At 39.8% G+C, this 22,338-nt stretch carries 22 protein-coding genes and 1 pseudogene; 6 read left to right on the top strand and 17 right to left on the bottom strand.

Features of this window, described 5'->3' with window-relative positions:
• Positions 1-98 precede the first annotated feature (98 nt).
• Positions 99-947 (top strand): putative RNA methyltransferase, encoded by an 849-nt coding sequence (locus QM450_RS07290; RefSeq protein ID WP_371607913.1) that lies wholly within the window; start codon positions 99-101, stop codon positions 945-947.
• A 108-nt stretch (positions 948-1,055) separates the two neighbouring features.
• On the opposite strand, the gene QM450_RS07285 is transcribed toward QM450_RS07290, so the two are convergent.
• The 3 genes from QM450_RS07285 to malQ form a co-directional block, all read right to left on the bottom strand.
• Positions 1,056-1,262, bottom strand: a complete 207-nt coding sequence (locus QM450_RS07285) for a hypothetical protein (protein ID WP_083301321.1) — start codon at positions 1,260-1,262, stop codon at positions 1,056-1,058.
• 392 nt (positions 1,263-1,654) lie between these two features.
• On the bottom strand, positions 1,655-3,913 hold the full coding sequence (gene glgP, locus QM450_RS07280; protein WP_414320141.1) for a glycogen/starch/alpha-glucan family phosphorylase: 2,259 nt from the start codon (positions 3,911-3,913) through the stop codon (positions 1,655-1,657).
• Positions 3,914-3,935: 22 nt separating this feature from the next.
• Complete coding sequence (gene malQ, locus QM450_RS07275) at positions 3,936-5,453, bottom strand: 4-alpha-glucanotransferase (RefSeq protein WP_414320140.1); 1,518 nt, start codon at positions 5,451-5,453, stop codon at positions 3,936-3,938.
• Between the two features lie 421 nt (positions 5,454-5,874).
• On the opposite strand from malQ, the gene QM450_RS07270 reads away from it, so the two are divergent.
• The 5 genes from QM450_RS07270 (at position 5,875) to QM450_RS07250 (ending at position 11,376) form a co-directional block, all read left to right on the top strand.
• The gene (locus tag QM450_RS07270; protein WP_414320139.1) at positions 5,875-7,143 is read left to right on the top strand and encodes an extracellular solute-binding protein; all 1,269 of its coding nucleotides are present in this window, start codon (positions 5,875-5,877) and stop codon (positions 7,141-7,143) included.
• Between the two features lie 96 nt (positions 7,144-7,239).
• Positions 7,240-8,529, top strand: a complete 1,290-nt coding sequence (locus tag QM450_RS07265; protein WP_414320138.1) for an ABC transporter permease subunit — start codon at positions 7,240-7,242, stop codon at positions 8,527-8,529.
• A 1-nt stretch (position 8,530) separates the two neighbouring features.
• Positions 8,531-9,373, top strand: a complete 843-nt coding sequence (locus tag QM450_RS07260) for a sugar ABC transporter permease (protein WP_006149616.1) — start codon at positions 8,531-8,533, stop codon at positions 9,371-9,373.
• Positions 9,374-9,579: 206 nt separating this feature from the next.
• Positions 9,580-10,380 carry a DUF1189 domain-containing protein gene (locus tag QM450_RS07255; RefSeq protein ID WP_075232325.1) on the top strand — a complete coding sequence of 267 codons (801 nt, stop codon included), beginning with the start codon at positions 9,580-9,582 and terminating at the stop codon, positions 10,378-10,380.
• Positions 10,381-10,389: 9 nt separating this feature from the next.
• A complete protein-coding gene (locus tag QM450_RS07250) occupies positions 10,390-11,376 on the top strand; it encodes a LacI family DNA-binding transcriptional regulator (protein WP_075232324.1) in 987 nt (328 codons plus the stop codon).
• Between the two features lie 122 nt (positions 11,377-11,498).
• On the opposite strand, the gene QM450_RS07245 is transcribed toward QM450_RS07250, so the two are convergent.
• The 14 genes and pseudogenes from QM450_RS07245 to QM450_RS07180 all read right to left on the bottom strand — a co-directional run bounded on the left by QM450_RS07245 (position 11,499) and on the right by QM450_RS07180 (position 22,205).
• Positions 11,499-12,440, bottom strand: coding sequence for a YitT family protein (locus QM450_RS07245; protein WP_075232323.1), 942 nt, complete (start codon positions 12,438-12,440; stop codon positions 11,499-11,501).
• A complete protein-coding gene (aspS, locus tag QM450_RS07240; protein ID WP_075232322.1) occupies positions 12,418-14,181 on the bottom strand; it encodes an aspartate--tRNA ligase in 1,764 nt (587 codons plus the stop codon). The genes QM450_RS07245 and aspS overlap by 23 nt, the downstream gene beginning before the upstream one ends.
• A 148-nt stretch (positions 14,182-14,329) precedes the next feature.
• The gene (locus tag QM450_RS07235; protein WP_060955102.1) at positions 14,330-14,545 is read right to left on the bottom strand and encodes a hypothetical protein; all 216 of its coding nucleotides are present in this window, start codon (positions 14,543-14,545) and stop codon (positions 14,330-14,332) included.
• Between the two features lie 18 nt (positions 14,546-14,563).
• The gene (locus QM450_RS07230; protein WP_153224585.1) at positions 14,564-15,205 is read right to left on the bottom strand and encodes a CPBP family intramembrane glutamic endopeptidase; all 642 of its coding nucleotides are present in this window, start codon (positions 15,203-15,205) and stop codon (positions 14,564-14,566) included.
• Between the two features lie 9 nt (positions 15,206-15,214).
• Positions 15,215-15,913: an ABC transporter permease gene (locus QM450_RS07225; RefSeq protein ID WP_414310716.1), complete on the bottom strand. Its 699-nt coding sequence runs from the start codon at positions 15,911-15,913 to the stop codon at positions 15,215-15,217.
• Complete coding sequence (locus QM450_RS07220; RefSeq protein WP_414310717.1) at positions 15,906-16,730, bottom strand: ABC transporter ATP-binding protein; 825 nt, start codon at positions 16,728-16,730, stop codon at positions 15,906-15,908. The genes QM450_RS07225 and QM450_RS07220 overlap by 8 nt, the downstream gene beginning before the upstream one ends.
• A 10-nt stretch (positions 16,731-16,740) precedes the next feature.
• Positions 16,741-17,454: a DUF3169 family protein gene (locus tag QM450_RS07215; protein ID WP_414310718.1), complete on the bottom strand. Its 714-nt coding sequence runs from the start codon at positions 17,452-17,454 to the stop codon at positions 16,741-16,743.
• 55 nt (positions 17,455-17,509) lie between these two features.
• Positions 17,510-18,244: a DUF3169 family protein gene (locus QM450_RS07210; RefSeq protein ID WP_414320137.1), complete on the bottom strand. Its 735-nt coding sequence runs from the start codon at positions 18,242-18,244 to the stop codon at positions 17,510-17,512.
• A 13-nt stretch (positions 18,245-18,257) separates the two neighbouring features.
• Entirely contained in the window at positions 18,258-18,608 is a 351-nt protein-coding gene (locus QM450_RS07205; protein ID WP_414310720.1) for a PspC domain-containing protein, read from the bottom strand.
• Entirely contained in the window at positions 18,605-18,808 is a 204-nt protein-coding gene (locus QM450_RS07200) for a hypothetical protein (protein WP_414310721.1), read from the bottom strand. Before QM450_RS07200 ends, QM450_RS07205 begins: the two co-directional genes overlap by 4 nt.
• Positions 18,808-19,014, bottom strand: coding sequence for a helix-turn-helix transcriptional regulator (locus QM450_RS07195; protein ID WP_001176235.1), 207 nt, complete (start codon positions 19,012-19,014; stop codon positions 18,808-18,810). Before QM450_RS07195 ends, QM450_RS07200 begins: the two co-directional genes overlap by 1 nt.
• Before the next feature lie 9 nt (positions 19,015-19,023).
• Positions 19,024-19,491 (bottom strand): annotated as a pseudogene (locus QM450_RS07190) (hypothetical protein).
• A gap of 96 nt (positions 19,492-19,587) precedes the next feature.
• Complete coding sequence (hisS, locus tag QM450_RS07185) at positions 19,588-20,877, bottom strand: histidine--tRNA ligase (RefSeq protein WP_414315071.1); 1,290 nt, start codon at positions 20,875-20,877, stop codon at positions 19,588-19,590.
• An 80-nt stretch (positions 20,878-20,957) separates the two neighbouring features.
• The gene (locus tag QM450_RS07180; RefSeq protein WP_414320136.1) at positions 20,958-22,205 is read right to left on the bottom strand and encodes a transporter; all 1,248 of its coding nucleotides are present in this window, start codon (positions 22,203-22,205) and stop codon (positions 20,958-20,960) included.
• Positions 22,206-22,338 lie beyond the last annotated feature (133 nt).

Genomic DNA, 22,338 nt, shown 5'->3' with positions numbered 1-22,338 from the left:
ATTTGATTTTCGAAGAGTATTAGTTTTATTTCTACTGAATCTCCCATCTACTTATTCCTAAAGTTGCTTTCATTTGCCTCTTTTGATACACTTAAACTATGAATACAAATCTCAAACCCAAACTCCAGCGCTTCGCTGCTGCGACCGCCTTTGCCTGTCCTATCTGCCAAGAAAATCTGACTCTGGTAGAGAGCAGTCTCAAATGTAGCAATCGCCATTCTTTTGACTTGGCGAAATTCGGCTATATCAATCTAGCCCCTCAAATCAAACAATCTGCTAACTACGACAAGGAAAATTTTCAAAACCGTCAACAAATCCTAGAAGCCGGCTTTTACCAAGCTATTTTAGATGCTGTATCTGACTTGCTTGCAAACTCAAAAAATGCCAAAACAATTTTAGATATCGGTTGCGGCGAAGGATTCTATTCTCGCAAGCTTCAAGAAAGGCATCCTGACAAAACCTTCTATGCCTTCGACATCTCTAAAGATTCTGTCCAAATCGCTACCAAGAGCGAACCAAACTGGGCAGTCAATTGGTTCGTTGGGGACCTTTCTCGCCTTCCTCTGCAAGATGCCAGTATGGATATCTTACTTGATATCTTTTCCCCTGCCAACTACGGAGAATTCCGACGAGTCTTATCAAAGGACGGCATCTTAATCAAGGTCATTCCTACTGAAAACCACCTCAAGGAAATCCGTCAGATGGTACAGGATCAGCTGACAAAGAAGGATTATTCTAATCAAGATATTAAGGAACACTTCCAAGGACACTTCAGCATCCAATCTAGTCAGATTGCTTCCCTGACCAAGTCTATCACCGTAGAGCAACGCCAAGCCTTGCTCAGCATGACGCCCCTGCTTTTTCATGTCGACCAGAGCAAGATTGATTGGAGCCAACTGACAGAGATCACCATCGAAGCAGAGATTCTTGTCGGGAAAGCCCTGTAAACTAGTTTATGAGATAAAACCAAGCCCGCACCTCTTCTTGAGATGCGGGTTTAAAACACGATTTTTCACTGTCTTTCCGAAAAGTATAAAAAATTTTGACCTCTCCATTTATTTTCGATTTGAAATGACAAATTTATCAATAAATAGCAAGTGATATAAGGCAAGTGACGCCCCATAACAACATCCATGAAAAGAGATTTCTTGATGAGTCAGTGGAAACGAAGAACTATTACCCACATAAAGGCATGACCAAATTACAAGAAGAATCCAAAATAAATCAGTCCATTTATATTTTGAAAAATATTTTTTCCACATAAGAACACCTTCTTTCTTTACTATAATACTATTATAATACTGTTTGTAAACGAATACAAGAAATTTGAGGTAACAGCTAATAAGAACCTGAGGTTTAAAGGTAATACAACCAGCCTTCTTAGTGTTCTCTAGGTCTGATTTTTAAGTCTAGAAATTATTGACAAATTATTTTTTCTTTTGAGACCAGTCAACCTCAAATCCATAACATTCAAAAAAGCGAATTTCAATTGAAACTCGCTTTTTTGCTAGATATGTAATAACTATAAAATTTCGTATCTTATACTCAATGAAAATCAAAGAGCAAACTAGGAAGCTAGCCGCAGGTTGCTCAAAGCACCGCTTTGAGGTTGCAGATAAAGCTGACGTGGTTTGATTTTGATTTTCGAAGAGTATTAGTTCAAGTGCCAGATATCTTCGTTATACTGAGCGATTGTACGGTCAGATGAGAAGAATCCTGCTTTAGAAATGTTAACGATAACTTTGTCCAACCATGCGTCACGGTCTTCGTAGTCAGCCAACATTTGCTCTTTGACTTTGATGTAGTCTTCCAAGTCAAGAAGAGTCATGAACCAGTCTTTGTTGATCAATTCATTGTAAAGACGTTCCAAGCGCTCTTTGTTTCCAGCTGCAAGAACTGCATCGCTAACGATGAAGTCAACCAATGGTTTGATAGCTTCACGAGCGTAGAATTCGCTTGATTTGTAAGCTGCTTTTGCGTAAAGGTCGATAACAGTTTCTGAATCTTCACCAAAGATGTAGATGTTTTCATCACCAACCAACTCAGCGATTTCCACGTTAGCACCGTCCATAGTACCAAGAGTCAAAGCTCCGTTCAACATGAATTTCATGTTACCAGTACCTGAAGCTTCTTTAGAAGCAAGTGAGATTTGTTCTGAGATATCACACGCTGGGATAAGGAAGCTTGCTGCAGTAACGTTGTAGTTTTCAACCATAACTACTTGCAAGTGTGGAGCTACTGCTGGATCATTAGCAATAACTTCTGACATGCAAAGGATTAAGTGAATGATGTCTTGAGCGATTGTGTAGGCTGGAGCTGCTTTACCACCAAAGAAGATTGTGATTGGGCGAGCAGGGATGTTACCAGCTTTGATGTCAAGGTATTTGTGGATTACGTACAAAGCGTTCATTTGTTGGCGTTTGTACTCGTGAAGACGTTTGATTTGGATATCAAAGATAGAGTTTGGATTGATTTCCACACCTTGGTGTTCTTTCAAGTGACGAGCCAATTTACGTTTGTTGTGAGCCTTGATGCTTTCCAATTTTTCTTTGACAGCTGCTTTGTCTTCATAAGACAAAAGTTTTTCAAGCTCATCTGCTTCATGGTGCCAACCTTCTCCAAGAATCTCGTCCAAGTAGTGAGACAATCTTGGGTTAGCATGCATGAGCCAACGACGGAAAGTAATACCGTTTGTTTTGTTGTTGAATTTTTCTGGGTAAAGGTCGTAGAAGGCTTTCAACTCAGAATTTTTCAAGATTTCAGTATGAAGTGCCGCTACTCCGTTAACACTGTATCCGTAGTGGATATCCATGTGAGCCATGTGAACACGTCCGCTCTCATCGATAATTTGAACAGCTGGATCTTTGTATTCTGCTTTCACACGACGGTCCAATTCTTTGATGATTGGTACCAAGTGAGGAACCACTTCTTCCAAGAATTCAAGAGGCCATTTTTCAAGGGCTTCAGCAAGGATTGTGTGGTTAGTGTAGGCAGTCATGCTACGAACGATAGAGATTGCTTCATCAAGCTCGATACCACGTGCTGTCAAAAGACGGATCAATTCAGGGATAACCATTGATGGGTGAGTATCGTTGATTTGTACAACTGCGTAGTCAGCAAGGTCGTGCAAGTTGCTTCCTTTTTCGATTGCTTCATCGATGATCAATTGTGCACCGTTTGAAACCATGAAATATTGTTGGAAGATACGGAGCAATTCACCTTGTTTGTCGCTATCGTCTGGGTAAAGGAAAAGAGTCAAGTTGTGAGCGATATCTGTCTTGTCAAAGTTGATACCATCTTGGATGATTGAAGAATCAACTGAATCCAAGTCGAACAAACGCAAACGGTTTTTAGTAGCTGTTTTGTAACCAGGTACATCGATATCGTAAAGAGTAGATGTCAATGTAAAGTGTGCAAATGGCACTTGGTAGCTACGGCTTGAGCGAACCAACCAGTTTTGGTCAGTCAACCAAGCGTTAGGAATAGTTTCTTGTTGGTTATTTTTAAGGACTTGTTGGAAAAGACCGAAGTGGTAGTTCAAACCAACACCGTCACCATTCAAACCAAGTGTAGCGATTGAGTCGATAAAGCAAGCTGCCAAACGTCCCAAACCACCGTTACCAAGTGATGGTTCCAATTCTACTTCTTCAATTTCGATCAACTCTTTACCTGCATCAGCAAGTTCTTTTTTAACTTCGTCATAAAGACCAAGGTTAATCAAGTTGTTTGACAAGAGTTTACCAATCAAGAACTCAGCTGAGATATAGTAAACTTTTTTCTTACCAGTGTTGACTGGTTTTTGGCTACTTGCAAGTTTGCTGTAGTTAAGAAGAGCAAGATAAAGCTCTTCGTTGCTGCATTCTGCGATAGATTTATTGTAACGATTTTGTACAAATTCTTTTAATGGTAACATTTTTGTGTCTCCTGATAATGTCTTATTTCTTTAATTCTACCAAATTTTCATTGATTCGTCGATAGATTGTTGTCAAGTCAAGCAAGCCTTCCTCGACAGCTGGTGTCAATTGATCCTCAGTCATACGCCAAGACCAGTTTCCGCCAAGGGTAGATGGGAAGTTCATACGAGCTGTCTCATCCAATTCTAGCAAATCTTGCATAGTTGCAATTGCCATGAAGCTAACTGATGAAAAGACTGTACGAAGCATAGCGTGTGGAACTGTTTCGTATTCTTTACGGTTAGTGTAGCGAGCCATGTATTCACGAGTCGCATCATCGATCTCGTTACGGTACCAACCAAGGACCGTGTTATTATCGTGTGTTCCTGTGTACATAACTGAGTTAGCAGGTGCCAAGTGTGGGCTATCGATACTTTCGTCTTCTGGGTTGAAGGCAAATTGAAGAATCTTCATTCCTGGGAAGCCAGTACGTTCACGCAATTCGATAACTTCGTCTGTCATGAAACCAAGGTCTTCAGCGATGATGTTTAACTCACCAAGTTCTTCCTTAACAGCTGCAAAAAGCTTGTAGCCAGGACCTTTGACCCACTCACCAGGTGCTGCTGTATCGGAACCAGCAGGGATTTCCCAGTAAGATTCGAAGCCACGGAAGTGGTCGATACGAACGATATCGTAGATTTTGAAGCTTTCACGCAAGCGTTCAATCCACCATTTGTAGCCGTCTTTGTCCATTGCTTCCCAGTCATAGATTGGGTTACCCCAAAGCTGACCAGTTGCAGAAAACTCATCTGGTGGGCATCCTGCGATGCAAGTCGCCTTACCGTTGACATCTGTTTTGAAGAGATGTGGATTTGCCCACATATCGCTTGAATCTTCCGCTACGTAGATTGGCATGTCCCCAACGATTTCGATGTGGTTGTCGTTAGCGTAAGCTTTCAATTTCAACCATTGTTGGAAGAAGAAGTATTGAGTCACACGGTGGTAAACCAACTTGTCTGCCAATTGCTCACGATAGCTTTCAAGTGCTGAAGCTTTACGAGCACGAGCGTCTGCATCTGGCCATTCAGTCCAAGCAAGATTGTCAAAATGCTCTTTGATAGCCATATACTCTGCAAAAAGTTCAAGCCATGATTGGTTCTCTTGAGCAAATTTCTCAAAATCTTTAACATCTCCTACTTCCAAGAAACGTTTTACCGCTTTTTCTAAAAGAGGACGACGTGCATAGTAGATTTTAGCATAGTCAACTTCAGACGCATCGCTACCAAAGTCAACTCCTTCAAGATCACTTGCTTCCAACAAACCTTGTTCCACCAAGATATCCAAATCGATGAAATGAGTGTTTCCCGCAAAGGCTGAGAAAGATTGGTAAGGAGAATCCCCGTAACTAGTTGTTCCTAATGGAAGGATTTGCCAGTAACATTGTTTTGTACGAACCAAGAAATCAACGAAGTCGTAAGCACTTTTACCAAATGATCCGATTCCGTATGCTCCTGGAAGAGAAGAAATGTGCATCAACACACCACTTTGACGTTTTTTCATAATAAGCACCTCATGTGTTTATAGTTAGATATTACATTTTTACGAACGCAAACGTTTGCGCTAACTAAAGTATAACCCATTTCTAAAATAAATGCAAGCGTTTCAACAAAATCTTTTTCAAATTATTTGTCTTTATAGCTTTGCTATAAAACTATATTCTTATTTTTTTCACATCTACAAAAATATCTACAAACTATGCAATCGTTTTCCTTCAATTATTTTTGAATTGAAATTTATATGATTTCACCTTTTTCTTCCTATTATATAACCAAATTTAGGAATTATTCAGTTACATGCTTTTTAAAAATTTTTTCAAAAAACGCTTGCAACCGTTTTCTGTTTGTGCTATACTAAGTTCATAAGAGAAAACGTTTGCGTTTCCTCGGAATCAAAATTTGTTATTCTTTAGGAGGAATACATTATGTCAACTAAATTCATGAAGAGCGCTGCTGTACTTGGTACTGCTACTCTTGCTAGCTTGCTTTTGGTAGCTTGCGGAAGCAAAACTGCTGATAAAGCAGCTGATTCTTCTGCATCAGGAAGCCAAGAAATCACTTTCTATGTTGAAGACCAATATAAAGCATTCGCAGAATCAGCTGCAAAAGCTTACGAAAAAGAATCTGGTGTAAAAGTTACTATTAAAACTGGTGACCAATTAGGTGGACTTGACAACCTTTCACTTGATAACCAATCAGGTAAAGCTGCTGACGTTATGATGGCTCCATACGACCGTGTAGGTAGCCTTGGTACTGACGGACAACTTTCAGAAGTTACTTTGAGCGACGGTGCTAAAACAGACGACACTACTAAATCTCTTGTAACTGTTGGTGGTAAAGTTTACGGTGCTCCTGCTGTTATCGAGTCACTTGTTATGTACTACAACAAAGACTTGATTAAAGAAGCTCCAAAAACATTTGCTGAATTAGAAGAACTTGCTAAAGATAGCAAATACGCTTTCGCTGGAGAAGACGGAAAAACTACTGCATTCCTAGCTGACTGGACTAACTTCTACTACGCATACGGACTTCTTGCTGGTAACGGTGCCTACGTGTTTGGACAAAACGGTAAAGACCCTAAAGATATTGGTCTTGCTAATGATGGTGCTATTGCAGGTATCAACTACGCTAAAACTTGGTATGACAAATGGCCTAAAGGTATGCAAGATACTGAAGGTGCTGGAAACTTGATCCAAACTCAATTCCAAGAAGGTAAAACAGCTGCTATCATTGATGGACCTTGGAAAGCTCAAGCATTCAAAGATGCTAAAGTAAACTACGGTGTTGCAACTATCCCAACTCTTCCAAACGGTAAAAACTACGCAGCCTTTGGTGGTGGTAAAGCTTGGATCATCCCATCAAGCACTAAGAACCTTGAAGGAGCTCAAAAATTCGTAGACTTCCTTGTTTCAACTGACCAACAAAAAGCATTCTACGATGCAACAAACGAAATCCCAGCTAACACTGAAGCTCGTACTTACGCTGAAGGTAAAAATGATGAGTTGACTACTGCTGTTATCAAACAGTTCAAGAACGCTCAACCAATGCCAAACATCTCTCAAATGTCAACAGTTTGGGACCCAGCTAAAACAATGCTCTTTGACGCTGTAAGCGGTAAGAAAGATGCTAAAACAGCTGCAAATGATGCTGTAACATTGATCAAAGAAACAATCCAACAAAAATTTGGTAACTAATTGATTGATTCAAGGGGGATTTAAAACTTATCCCCCTTGATTTTTAGATATTAACAGAACTCAGCTTGACGTTCACATCTTATGAAAGGAGTACTCATGGAACAACAACCAAGAAAAGCAGCCTTGCTTTCATTGATTCCTGGGTTGGGGCAAATCTATAACAAACAAAAAGCCAAAGGTTTTATCTTCCTTGCTGTAACATTAGCTTTTGTCCTCTATTTTATAGTACTTGCAGCACCTGAATTGAGCAACTTGATCACACTCGGTGAAAAACCTGGCCGTGACAACTCTCTCTTTATGTTGATTCGTGGTGCATTTCACTCTATTTTTGTAATTGTTTATCTAGCATTTTATATTCTCAATATTAAAGATGCTCATACCATTGCAAAACGTATCAATAATGGCATTCCTGTCCCATTGACACTTAAGGATATGATTAAAGGTATCTATGAAAATGGATTCCCATACTTGCTCATTATCCCATCTTACGTTGCCATGACATTTGCCATCATCTTCCCAGTTATTGTAACCTTGATGATCGCCTTTACTAACTATGATTTCCAACATTTACCACCTAATAAATTGTTGGACTGGGTTGGATTGACCAACTTCACAAATATCTGGAGCTTGAGTACCTTCCGTTCAGCCTTTGGTGCCGTTCTTTCTTGGACTATTATCTGGGCTTTGTCTGCATCAACTTTACAGATTGTAATCGGTATCTTCACAGCTATTATTGCTAACCAACCATTCATCAAAGGGAAACGTATCTTTGGTGTTATCTTCCTTCTGCCTTGGGCAGTTCCAGCCTTCATCACTATCTTGACATTCTCAAACATGTTTAACGATAGTGTTGGTGCTATCAATACTCAAGTTTTGCCACTTTTTGCTAAAGTTCTTCCATTCCTCGATGGGGCACTCATCCCTTGGAAAACAGACCCTACTTGGACTAAAATTGCCTTGATTATGATGCAAGGTTGGCTTGGATTCCCTTATATCTATGTCCTTACTCTCGGTATCCTACAGTCTATTCCAAACGACTTGTATGAAGCAGCTTATATCGACGGTGCAAACGCTTGGCAAAAATTCCGCAACATCACTTTCCCAATGATCTTGGCTGTTGCGGCGCCTACTTTGATCAGCCAATACACCTTCAACTTCAACAACTTCTCTATCATGTACCTCTTCAATGGCGGTGGTCCTGGTAGTGTCGGTGGTGGAGCTGGTTCAACCGATATCTTGATCTCATGGATTTACCGTTTAACAACAGGTACAGCTCCCCAATACTCTATGGCAGCTGCTGTTACCTTGATTATTTCAATCATTGTCATCTCTATTTCTATGATTGCCTTCAAGAAACTACACGCATTTGATATGGAGGACGTCTAAGATGAATAACTCAATCAAACTAAAACGTAGACTGACTCAAACCCTCACTTACCTCTACTTGATCGGACTTTCAATCGTCATTATCTACCCACTTTTAATCACGATTATGTCTGCCTTTAAGGCCGGTAACGTTGTGGCCTTTAAACTCGACAGCAATGTCAACTTTAGTCTTGATAACTTCAAAGGGCTCTTTACAGAAACCTTGTACGGTACATGGTACCTTAATACTTTGATCATCGCTTTGATCACCATGGTTGTACAAACAAGTATTATCGTACTTGCTGGTTATGCCTACAGCCGTTACAACTTCTTGGCTCGTAAGCAAAGTTTGGTCTTCTTCTTGATTATCCAAATGGTGCCTACAATGGCTGCTTTGACTGCCTTCTTCGTTATGGCCCTCATGTTGAACGCCCTTAATCATAGCTGGTTCCTCATCTTCCTCTACGTCGGTGGTGGTATCCCTATGAATGCATGGTTGATGAAAGGTTACTTTGACACCGTGCCAATGTCTCTTGATGAGTCTGCAAAACTTGATGGTGCAGGACACTTCCGCCGCTTCTGGCAAATCGTTCTCCCTCTTGTTCGCCCAATGGTGGCGGTACAAGCACTCTGGGCCTTCATGGGACCTTTCGGAGACTACATCCTCTCTAGTTTCTTGCTTCGTGAGAAAGAATACTTTACAGTTGCCGTTGGTCTACAAACCTTCGTTAGCAATGCGAAGAACTTGAAGATTGCCTACTTCTCAGCAGGTGCTATCCTCATCGCTCTTCCAATCTGTACACTTTTCTTCTTCTTGCAAAAGAACTTTGTTTCAGGACTTACAAGCGGTGGCGACAAGGGGTAATATACCCCCCGCCACCCTTTTTCATTTTGGAACTTGTCCTTACTTAGATAATCTGATGAGAAATAAAAGTTTAAGGTAAGGCTTCTTGTTTGTGAACAATTTAAAGCAAAAGCCTACTTTCAACCAGCATTGTACCTGACCCACTTGAAATTAAACACATTTCTCTATATAATACTCATATAGAAAAATGCCTTAGAAAGAGAATTATGTTGCCATATCCATTTTCTTATTTTAATAGTATCTGGGGATTCCGTAAGCCCCTATCTCAACGTTTTGGTCTCAACTGGTTCCAACTGATTTTTACCAGTATCTTCTTGATTAGCTTGTCGATGATCCCTATTGCTATCCAAAACAGTTCTCAGGAAACTTATCCTTTAGAAACTTTCATCAATGATGTCTACACTCCTTTGACGGATAGTGTGGTTCAGGATTTGGCTGCCAATGCAAAGATTGTAGATGGTAAGTTGAGCTATGCAGGTTCATCTCCTCATCAAGCTTCTATCCAAATCGGAGACCCTTCTAGTTCAAACTTCCCTGAGGAATTACTTCTGAACTTTGAACCTGAGAAACTCATCATCAGTAAGCAAGGAAAAGAATTGACCAGCATTCGCTATCACGCGATAACGACTGAGAGCTTCCAAAGCAAGGAAAGCTTAACACAAGCCATTTCTAAAGACTGGTATCAACAGAATCGCGTCTATATTAGTCTCTTTCTTGTGCTAGGTTCTAGCTTCCTCTTTGGACTTAATTTTTTTATTGTTGCTTTAGGTGCTAGCCTCTTGCTCTACTTCACGAAAAAATCGCGTCTCTTTTCATTTAAAAGCTACAAAGAGTGCTATCATTTCATTTTGAACTGTTTAGGATTACCAACCTTACTTGCTATGATTCTAGGTCTCCTAGGCCAAAATATGGCCACTTTAATTACTGTTCAAAATATTTTATTTGTTCTATACCTGGTCACTATCTTTTACAAAACGCATTTCCGTGATCCAGACTACCATAAGTAGGAGATTATTATGCCTGTTACGATTAAAGACGTGGCCAAGGCTGCTGGTGTTTCACCTTCAACCGTAACCCGTGTTATTCAAAATAAATCAACCATTAGCGATGAAACAAAAAAACGCGTTCGCAAGGCTATGAAGGAGCTCAATTACCACCCCAACCTCAACGCTCGTAGCTTGGTAAGCAGTTATACCCAAGTTATTGGCTTGGTGCTTCCTGACGACTCAGATGCCTTCTATCAAAATCCTTTCTTCCCATCTGTCCTCCGTGGTATCGCCCAAGTCGCCTCTGAAAACCACTACGCCATTCAGATTGCGACAGGTAAAGATGCCAAAGAGCGTCTTAAAGCTATTTCTCAGATGGTCTATGGTAAGCGTGTAGACGGTTTGATTTTCCTCTATGCCCAAGAAGAGGACCCTTTGGTTAAGTTAGTAGTAGACGAGCAATTTCCTTTCCTTATCTTAGGTAAATCTCTATCTCCCTTCATTCCACTTGTCGATAATGACAATGTCCAAGCTGGTTTTGATGCGACAGAGTATTTCATCAAAAAAGGATGCAAGCGAATTGCCTTTATCGGAGGTACTAAGCGACTCTTCGTAACACTAGACCGTCTGACAGGTTACGAGCTAGCTCTCAAACAATACCAACTTCCTCTCGATACTAATCTGACTTACTTTGCTACTGAATTTCTTGAAGATAATGGTTATCGCTTTAGTAGACTTCTCTTCAAACACAATCCAAATATTGACGCTATTATTACCATTGATAGTCTCCTTGCTGCAGGGGTCTGTGATTACATCGCAAAACACCAACTGGATGTCCCTGTCCTCAGCTTCGACTCAGTCAATCCCAAGCTCAACTTGGCGGCCTATGTCGATATCAATAGTTTGGAGCTTGGTCGTGTTTCCTTTGAAACTATTCTCCAGATCATCAATGATGCTAAAAACAACAAACAAATTTGTTACCGCCAGTTGATTGCCCACAAAATCGTTGAAAAATAAAAAAGCCCAACTCTGACAATATGTTCAAGAGTTGGTTTTTTCGTTCTATTCATTGTTATAAATAACTATTAGTAAACTAGAGCAAGGTATCACTAATGGAATTTGAAGATGTCCTGAAATCTTTAGTTTTCGACTTCGACAAATCGTCCTAGGATATGAACATTTTCTGAAACAGAAACAAAGGCCGTCGGATCAACTTGCTTCATGATTAATTTAAAATCATTGAACTCTGCACGAGTGATAACCGTAATCAAAACAGCCTTACGCTGGTGATTATAAGTTCCTTCAGCATCATGGATCATGGTTGCGCCACGGTGCAATTTATTATGGATCTTCTCAATGACGGCATCTGGATTGCTAGTAACAATCATGGCCTGCATGCGTTTTTGCTTGGTGAAAACTGCATCTGTCACACGACTTGAGACAAAGATGGTAATCATGGAATAAAGGGCATATTTCCAACCAAAGGTCACTCCAGCAATCAACATGATGGTACCGTTCACCAAGAAAGAGATACTTCCGACGTTGCGACCTGTCTTCTTACGAATGGTTAGGCTGACAATATCTGTTCCGCCACTGGAGATGTTATGTCGTAAAGCAAAGCCGATCCCCAATCCCATGACGACTCCCCCAAAAAGGGCATTGATGATTGGATCCTCTGTCAAGACCACCACAGGCACAAACTGGATAAAGAGCGAGCTCATGGATACCGTGATAAAGGTAAAAATCGTAAACTTATGTCCAATTTGGTACCAGGCTAAAATCATCAGCGGGATATTGATAGCGTAAAATGCTACTGAAATTGGGAAATGAAACCCAAACCAGTGGTTACTTAGAGCAGATATAATTTGGGCCAAACCTGTCGCACCACTTGAATAAACGTGCCCTGGTTGGAAAAAGAAATTAACGGCTACTGCTGATAGAAAACCATATACCAGAGAAGCTGAGATTTTTTCATCGTATTTTTCTCGAGAAATACTTTGTAAAACACGCAAAATCTTTACTCGATAAGCAAAGCGGCGAAGATAATGGTACCACTTTTTAGTTAGTTTCGTTTGTTTCATCTTGTTCTACTTGTAGATTAAGTTCCTCTAGTTGTTTAAGAGCTACTGTTGATGGTGCTTGCGTCATTGGGTCAGTTGCCTTATTGTTCTTAGGAAAGGCAATAACTTCGCGGATATTTTCTTCTCCAGCGAGCAACATGACAAAACGGTCAAGACCGATAGCCAAACCACCGTGTGGTGGGAAGCCATAGTCCATAGCTTCCAAAAGGAAACCAAACTGGTCATTTGCTTCTTCGGCTGAGAAACCAAGAGCCTTGAACATACGTTCTTGAAGGTCTTTTTGGTTGATACGAAGGCTACCGCCACCAAGTTCATAACCGTTTAGGACGATATCATAGGCAATGGCACGGACCTTAGCCAAATCACCTTCAAGCTCATGAGTAGTTTCTGCTTGAGGAAGGGTAAATGGATGGTGGGCACTCATATAACGGCCTTCTTCTTCAGACCATTCAAACATTGGCCAGTCAACTACCCAGAGGAAGTTAAACTTGTCGTTATCAATTAAGCCAAGCTCTTTGGCAATACGTCCACGAAGAGCCCCAAGTGTTGCATTGGCTACTTCAAGCGTATCAGCCACAAAGAGAACCAAGTCTTTATCTTCAAGAGCAAGCGCTGTTGTCAATTCTTCTTGGATACCAGTCAAGAACTTGGCAACTGGTCCGTTTAATTCTCCATCAACCACCTTGACCCAAGCAAGACCTTTAGCACCATACTGCTTGGCCACCTCTGTCATCTTGTCAATATCTTTACGAGAGTAGTTGTCTGCTGCACCTTTAACTACAATTGCTTTAACCGCAGGAGCTTCTGTGAAGACTTTGAAATCTACACCCTTGACAAGATCTGTCAAGTCTTGAAGCAACATCTCAAAACGAGTATCAGGCTTGTCAGAACCATAAAGAGCCATGGCATCATCATACTTCATACGAGGGAATGGCAGTGTTACTTCGATGCCTTTTGTTTCCTTCATCACGCGCGCAATCAAACCTTCTGTGATATCTTGAATTTCTTGCTCAGTAAGGAATGAAGTTTCCAAGTCGACCTGTGTAAACTCAGGTTGACGGTCTCCACGTAAATCTTCATCGCGGAAACATTTGACGATTTGGTAGTAACGGTCAAATCCCGCATTCATTAACAACTGTTTTGTAATCTGCGGACTTTGAGGAAGGGCATAGAAATGACCCTTATTGACACGAGAAGGCACCAAATAGTCACGCGCCCCCTCTGGTGTTGACTTAGAAAGGAATGGCGTTTCCACATCAATAAATTCCAACTCATCCAAGTAGTTGCGGATAGAATGTGTTACTTTGGCACGAAGTTTAAGATTTTCCAACATTTCTGGACGACGAAGGTCAAGATAACGGTAACGTAGACGCGTATCATCGTTCGCTTCAATGCCATCCTTGATTTCAAATGGTGTTGTTTTGGCTGTGTTAAGTACAGAAAGAGCTGTTACATTCAATTCAACTGCACCAGTCGCCAACTTATCATTGGCTTGCTCACGTGCAGCAACTTGACCAGTCACCTCGATGACAAATTCACTACGAAGGCTTTCAGCTGTTGCCATCACCTCTGCAGATACTTTTTCTGGGTTGATAACCAACTGCATGATTCCTTCACGGTCACGAAGATCGATAAAGATCAAACCACCAAGGTCACGACGACGGGCTACCCATCCTTTCAAGGTAATTTCTTGTCCGATGTGTTCCTCACGAACACGACCAGCATACATACTACGTTTCATGTTTTCTCTCCTCTTTTATTCTGTTACTATTTTACCATAAAAGCGCAGGCTCTTCATGAAAATCATCAGAAAAGTTGAGAAGAATCCTGCTATAAATGAAAAAATCCAGCAAAATCATTCGCTGGACCTTATTTTACTTGGTATTTCTTTATTTTTTTCGCTTTTCAGCAATCTCTGCAGCCTTTTTAGGGAGAACAATCTCCGTTGCATAGGCTGTCGCAAATCGCATAATACCTGCGATTGGTGCAAAGATAACTGCTAGATGGTTATAAAAGAAATCCCCTTTAAAAGCATAGGCAAGCGCTCCAATAATGAAGAAGAGTACAACTGCCTGAATCACTGCTAATAATATCACTCGTTTCATGACTTCCTCCTGAGTCTATTATAGCATGAGAATCATTAAAAATCCGATTAAATTATTTAAAGCATGTAAAGCAATGCTGTATGCCAAACCACCTTTGCTGATATATGCCAAGCCCAAGCTCAAACCGAGGGAACCATACACTAGGAATTGTTGAGGAGTGCCAGGGAAATGAACAAGGGCAAAAATGATAGTACTTACAAGAAGAAAGAGTACTGTCTGCTTGACGTTATCCTGCTGAGGGAAGACATAACGAGCTAACAGACCTCTAAAGGTCAACTCTTCTGTCAGGGGTGCAAAGACAACAATCATGAAGAAAGAGAAGAGAGGTTGATTATGAGTCAATTGTTCTGCCGTCTGTTGACTGACAGATGGATCATTTGGTAAGAAATTTTGTACAACAATGATAAGAACCCATACCAAGGCAGGCAACCAGATGTATTTGTTAAGGCCCGTTTTTTCTATCGTAACAGTTCCTGTCTTATACCACTTGTATGTTAAGAAGGTAAAAGCTCCTGCTAATAGAATATAAAGCGGAAGAACACCGACTATAGGTGCACCTGAACCAAGAGCAATCAGAGGTAAAGTCTGAATAAAACCGTAGATAAACAAAAATGATAAGAAAGCAAGAACAAACCAGCCAATGTTTTTAAGTGTTTTCATAAGATTCTCCTATTTTCCTTTATAACTATTTTTCAATACAAAGAGACATGCTAGGCCTAGAACAAGGACCCATGACAATAAAAGACCAAGATTTCCCAGAGACAATTCTCCTCCACCTTCTTTTAATAGACCTACAAAAGGACCGATAAAAGAATAGTCCAACAGTTTTTGAACCGTATCATTTTGAGAAGCAATCGTGGGTAAAAAAGAGACAATTAACATAGGAAAGATACTATAGACTTGCGCTTTAGATTGAGTATCTGATACTGCACCGATTAGAAGGTTGAGAAAAATAATACAAATAGTTGCTAGAAGCAAATAGATAGCATAGGCAAATAAATAACCAGATACGTTTACTTTAAGATAGATGGGAAGCACAATCATAGCAAGTAACATTATCAGAATAGGGAGAACAAGCATACTGAAAGTATATTCTGTTGCTGTCACACCACTTAGAATAAGTGATTTGAGATTTCGTTTTTCCTTATCTTCTGCCATCATAATCGATACCATATAACCACTTCCCATGCTCAAGACCATCGTCAAGCTAGAAGATAGTAAAAATAGGCTCACTTCTCCATTCTTATTTAAAAATTCATTTAATAAAACAGCAATACCAAAAGGCATCAATAAAGTTGCTAACAAAGTTGAATTGCTAATAAGAACTTGTAATCTTAACCATAGTAGGGCATTTAATTTTCTAAACATCTAACTTTTCTCCTGTTAATCTGATAAAGATCTCTTCTAAAGTTGGTTCACAAGAGTGAACGACCATCAAATCTGTCGTGTCTAAATGTGGCAATTCTTCAAACAGAACTATTTGTTCTCTTCCATCTTTATAACCTACACGTACTTTCTTATCCACATGGTATTTTTGAATAATCTCTTGTGGACTTCCATACTCTATTAAATTTCCCTTATTTAAAAGAGATAAGCGATCACAAAGCAAAGTTGCTTCATTCATATCATGCGTGGTCAGAAAGATAGTTGTCCCAGCTTGCTTTAATTCTTGAAGTAGGGTATGAATCATCTTAGATGTTGTAGGGTCTAGCCCACTGGTTGGCTCATCTAGAAAAAGAATCTTAGGAGCATTAAGAAGGGCACGGGCCAAGAACATTCTTTGTTTCATTCCTGTAGACAGTTTTTCTGCGATAATATCTCTAGCATCTGCCAATCCAACCTGTTTGAGCACCTGATTTACTATATCTGACTTGAGGCCATATAACTTAGCGTAAATGAGAAGATTTTTATAAAGACTCATCTTTTCATAAAAACCACTGCCATCACTAACAATACCGATTTGTTCCAAATCATTTGAGGTTAAATCTTGAGAATTCTTGCCTAACAAAATTGTGTTACCTTGATCTGCAGTTAACTGGCCTGTTAAGACATTGATCATGGTTGTTTTACCTGATCCAGAAGGCCCAAGAAAACCAAAGATTTCACCTTCCTTAATCTCAAAAGAAATCTGATGAAGAGCTTTTTTGCTCCCAAAACTTTTGCTTACATTTTCAACACGAATCATAGAAACTCCTTTATTTAAAATAACGTTTTGTTTTTCTTAATTGTGCGATAGTTATATAAAGATGAATGACGACTAAAAGAACTAAGGCAACCACTTGTATTTCTCGTAAAATAACTGATAATACTATCAATAAAATATAGAGTGCGGGCAGTAAAATTTGATCCAGCCTAAACAGAGTTAAAAAGGCACTCTCCATCTCTGCCTGCTTTTCTCCCTCATCATAACTGTTAAGATAGGTTAAAATATCTTTTGGAGTGTAATAAGCAGACAGTTTATAGTGTCGAACGATAAAAATAGTTCGCAACAAGTAATTGGCAACAATAATGTATAAGCATAATAGAATAAGAGTAGGAAGAATTAGCAAGGTATTCTTAAATATCGGAGAAATCAGTATAATCCCACTGGTCATCATTGCTATCATCAAAACATTGGAAGAAACTGAACCATAATCTAAGTAACGATAAGCTCTTACATAGGTTTGGTTACTATCTTCTTCCTCTGTCGCCCTTTGATAAAGAGTATAAATTTCGCGACTTTTACCAAGATAATACATGGCTAAAACGAAGGAAAGTCCTCCAATAACAAGAGCGATTCCATAAATAGTAGGTAAGACTTGTTCCATTTGAATCTGTTCAACTATCCCTCTAAGAGTGTAGGCAAAGGCTACTACAAAAGCACTTAACATACACATTACTACTCTCAACCATCTACGATTATTATTCATTTTCTGACCTCTATCTAAACTAGCCAATAACCTTAAGTAGTTTCAGTGATCTTTCCTATTTAAAATAACGTTTCACCATAGGTAACTGCATCACATTGATATAAATATGGATTACTCCTACAAGCAAGAAAGCTAGTAGCTGAATTTCTCCTGTAAGTAAGGAAAAGAGAACAATTAGAATGTAGAGACCTGGCAAGACATACTGATTTAATTGGAATAAAATCTGAAAACTCTGTTCCAAATTAGCCTTGCGCTCCCCTTCATCGTAAGAATTGATATAGTTCAAAACATCCTTTGGTGTAGAGAAAAGAGCCAAATCAAACTGACGCACAATCGCAATTGTTTTAGAAAGAGATTTTTGAGCGAGTAAGAATACCACAAAGAGTAAGAAAGAAAGGGAAAATGTTTGATGGCTTGTATTCAATATAATCACTTCATTTAATGAGATGAAAAGAGATAATAAAGTCGCTACGCTTGTGATATTAAAGGCAATGCTTCCAAACTCAAGATTCCGATACATTTGCACATAATAGCTTTCATTCAGATCATCATCCATTTCCTCTTGATACAAGGAATGAAACTTTCTGCTTTTCTTTAGGAAATTGAAAGTCAAAAGAACGCTAATGAAACCTAACAGTAAACAAATAGCTGATATCCATGGTATCAAGACTTTTACATCTAAAATGATTCCGTGGGATTCGGCACGTGCCTTAAACATCCCTATAAACATGCCCAAGAAAGCTCCCAAGACAACTACTGCTAAAAATAATAATCCACGTTTCTTTTTCATTTTCATCCTCCCTCTAAACTAATCCAGCCAACCACTGACCAAAGGCTCTACCTGCTTCAAAAATAGCTGTCAATCCCTCTGCTCCAAGTGACACCAAAAGCAAACAAATAACAAGTAACATAATAGCTTGATTTCTTGCTTTTTTCGCTCCATCTCCCAAGGGCTCTTTACCTAGCCAACCTGCTAGATAAGCATAGAGAGTCACGGTTATAATCCCAATCTCCGTCGAAGAGAGAAACAAGAAGACTGTCACCAAACGAACGATATTGGCTTGAATGTTAAAATAATTTCCTAGACCTGCACAGACACCTGCAAGTTCTTTGTTCTCAGTATCTACTTGAAAACCTGCTAAAAATTCTTTCATAATTTTTCTCCTTTTACGATCTCTTTAAACTTTATCTTTCTCTCTACCCATCTAAAGACCAATAGTAGAACTAAATTTATCCAGAAGAGATACTTACTTTCAATGATCGTAAACCAACCAAATAGGGTTCCAATCATAGCCAAAAGATTAACGATAAACACAACGATACATAAATAATAAATCACTTTATACTTGTTCATCACTCATCCTCCTCTAAGCGAAAAACTGACTCGACTGGCTCATTGAAGATCTGAGCAATCTTCAGGGCGATGACGATGGATGGAGTGTACTCATCCCGTTCCAGCAAACTGATGGTTTGCCTAGACACGCCAGCTAGTTTGGCCAGTTCGGTTTGATTGAGACCATCGCGAGCTCTAAGCTCTTTTAGACGATTTTTAAGTTGCATGTTACACACCTACTCTCCGTCAAATTGAATCGTTTGGATGTCCTCAATGCGTTGTAGTTTGAATTTTTCTTTTCCCTTTTTATCTACACGACGTAGCTTGACCCATTCGTCATCAACATCCACTACTTCCCAATTATCTGTCCCAAACAATTGTCCAACGATGACTGGCGTTCTCCCAATCAATTCTTTTAATAATCTTGACATTTCTGTATTTCCTTTCTCTTTTCGCTCAAACTTTTTGATTTTATTCCCTAGTTTCTTGACCTTTTGGGTATGGTCGAGATAAAAGATTATCATAAGAGGTACAAATCCTAATGCCCACATAATCGTTCCTTTCTGCTATACTTTTCTTAACTTGATTTCATTGTAACACATCTTTTTCTTTTTGACAATCATATTTGTCAAAAAGTTTAGTATTTTTGTCATTTTGCAAAAGAAAAAGGTCAGGAGTAAGATCCTGACCAGTTTATCTGTTATTAATACTCTTCGAAAATCAAATTCAAACCACGTTAGCTTCACCTTGCCGTACTCAAGTACAGCCTGCGGCTAGCTTCCTAGTTTGCTCTTTGATTTTCATTGAGTATAAAATCCTAATTTTTCAAAGATTTCTGAGAAGTTTTGGCTGATTGCTTCAAGTGAAACTTGAACTTCTTCGCGAGTTTGGTTGTTCTTGACTGTCACTTGTCCGCTTTCGACTTCGCTCTCTCCAAGAGTGATAAGAGTCTTAGCAGCAAAAACATCGGCTGACTTGAATTGCGCTTTGAGTTTACGGTTGAGGTAATCACGCTCTGCTTTGAAACCTTGTAGGCGAAGAGCTTGTACCAACTCCAAGGCTTTAAGATTTGCTCCTTCACCGAGAACGGCGATATAGACATCTAGGGCGTTTTCGATAGGGAGAGACACACCTTGCTTTTCAAGGATGAGAAGCAGACGCTCTACACCAAGTCCAAAACCAAATCCAGCAGTCTCAGGACCACCAAAATAGGCAACCAAGCCATCGTAGCGACCACCTGCACAGACTGTCAAGGCATTGCCCTCAATCTCAGTGATGAATTCAAAAATCGTGTGGTTGTAGTAGTCCAAACCACGAACCATATTGGTATCGATGATGTAATCTACTCCAAGATTTTCCAGCATCTGACGGACAGCAGCAAAGTGGGCTTGGCTTTCTTCATCAAGGAAATCCAAGATAGACGGCGCATTCTCTACTGCCACCTTGTCTTCTTTTTCCTTAGAGTCCAAAACACGGAGAGGATTTTCCTCCAAGCGACGTTGGCTATCCTTAGACAAGGTCTCCTTGAGCGGTGTCAAATAATCAATCAAGGCTTGGCGGTAGGCTGCACGGCTCTCAGGATTTCCAAGCGTGTTGAGGTGTAATTTGACACCTTGGATGCCGATTTCTTTCAAGAAATGAGCTGCCATAGCGATTGTTTCCACATCGGTAGCTGGATTGCTAGATCCAAAGCACTCCACACCAATCTGGTGGAATTGGCGCAAACGCCCTGCCTGTGGACGCTCATAACGGAACATTGGGCCCATGTAGTAGAATTTACTTGGCTTTTGCACTTCTGGGGCGAAGAGTTTATTTTCCACATAGGAACGGACAACGGGCGCTGTTCCTTCTGGACGGAGGGTAATATGACGGTCACCCTTGTCATAGAAATCATACATTTCCTTGGTTACGATATCAGTCGTATCTCCGACAGAACGACTGATGACTTCGTAGTGCTCAAAAATTGGGGTACGCACTTCTGCGTAGTTGTAGCGTTTGAAAATTTCACGCGCAAATCCTTCAACGTACTGCCATTTGGCAGACTCAGCAGGTAAAATATCCTGCGTTCCTTTTGGTTTTTGTAATTTCATAGGGAATCCTCTTTATAACTTAATAGTCCTATTTTACCATAAATGAAAGAATTGGGACAGTGTGAAAAGAAGACGAACACCTAAATTTCATTTTTGAGATTAAGACTAGCTAGGAGAATCGCAAGCAAGGAAAGCCCAACAAACAGAGCCCATGTTAACTGTATATCCCATACTGCCACCAGTGAAAAACAGGCCGTCCCCACTGGTATAGATAGAGTAAACAACAAACCTAAAAAATTACTGGTACGAGAGAGAACCTCTGGAGCAAGATTTTTCATGAGCAGAGCACTAATTTTTGGAGAAATTTTCCCAGAAACATACATGGTAAAAAAGACGAAAAGCATCCCGAGCAAGACTTGGTTTAACAAATTAGATAGACCAACTAGACTGGCTCCTAATGTAACCCACATCATCAATCTAGGCAGAGATTGCTTCCCAAAATAATCATTGCCCGTAAGGCTACTGATGATAACCGCTAATAAGGTAATCAATTGTAAGATAAACAATGCATCCTTGTAGGAAAAATTCAGTAAGGAATGATTTAAAAGGAAGATGTTATAGATCCCACCTAAGGCACCACCCAAAGCATTGATAAGCAAGATAGCAAAGAGCATAAAACCAAAGTTTTTATGTCCACTTTTAAGAAAAACGAGACGTAAGTTTCGGTAAATCGTTAAAAATTGATCTTTGATAGAAAGTTTCTCATTTTTCAGTGATTTACTATCAACAAGTGGAGTTGATAAGCTTAATTCAGCCCTTCCTAAAAAGAGAATGAGAGCTGACACTAGGAAAAATATGGCATTGATTCCCGCTACAAGCGAAAAGTTCTGTGTTGACACCCCTAATAGCCAAACTCCAAAAGCTTGGCCACCAATAGCAGAAATATAGGTAATAAACTGGGAAAATGAGTAAGCCTCCATCAAATCTTGCTCCGCGACCTTTTCTTTAACGAGAGGCATTCGCAAGCCACCTGCAAAATCACTGGCTACATCACTAATGACATTGATGAGACAAAGGGTCGAAAAGGCAAAGAAACTAGCTTGCTGAACAACTAGGGCTGCTAGAAAAAATAAAACCGCCTGAAATAAACCGACATAGGTCATCCATTTGACCTTGTCCTTGGTATAATCTGCCCGAATTCCCACAAAAACTGTAAAAAGAGTTGGAAGCATCATCACAACATTCGCCATGGCAACGGCAACAGAAGCCTCTGGCAAAGTCGAGGCATAGACCACAAATACTAAATTAAAAATGGAAGCTCCAAAAGCATTGAAAAATCGTGATAAACTCAAAACTCTGTAAGCTTGATTTCTTAGTAATAGTTTCATATAGATTCCTCTCTTTCTCACATACTACTTTTATGGTAGCTCTAGTATAGCATCAAGAATCCCTCGAGAATGATTTTTTGAATATATGCAACAGATTAAACGAATAACGAAAACGCTAGAATTTTCTACTACT

This window comes from Streptococcus infantis (assembly GCF_047464615.1).
GTDB classification, from domain to species: Bacteria; Bacillota; Bacilli; order Lactobacillales; family Streptococcaceae; genus Streptococcus; species Streptococcus infantis_Y.
The sequence above is the reverse complement of the archived record's forward strand: the minus strand, read 5'-3'. Positions and strand labels throughout refer to the sequence as shown.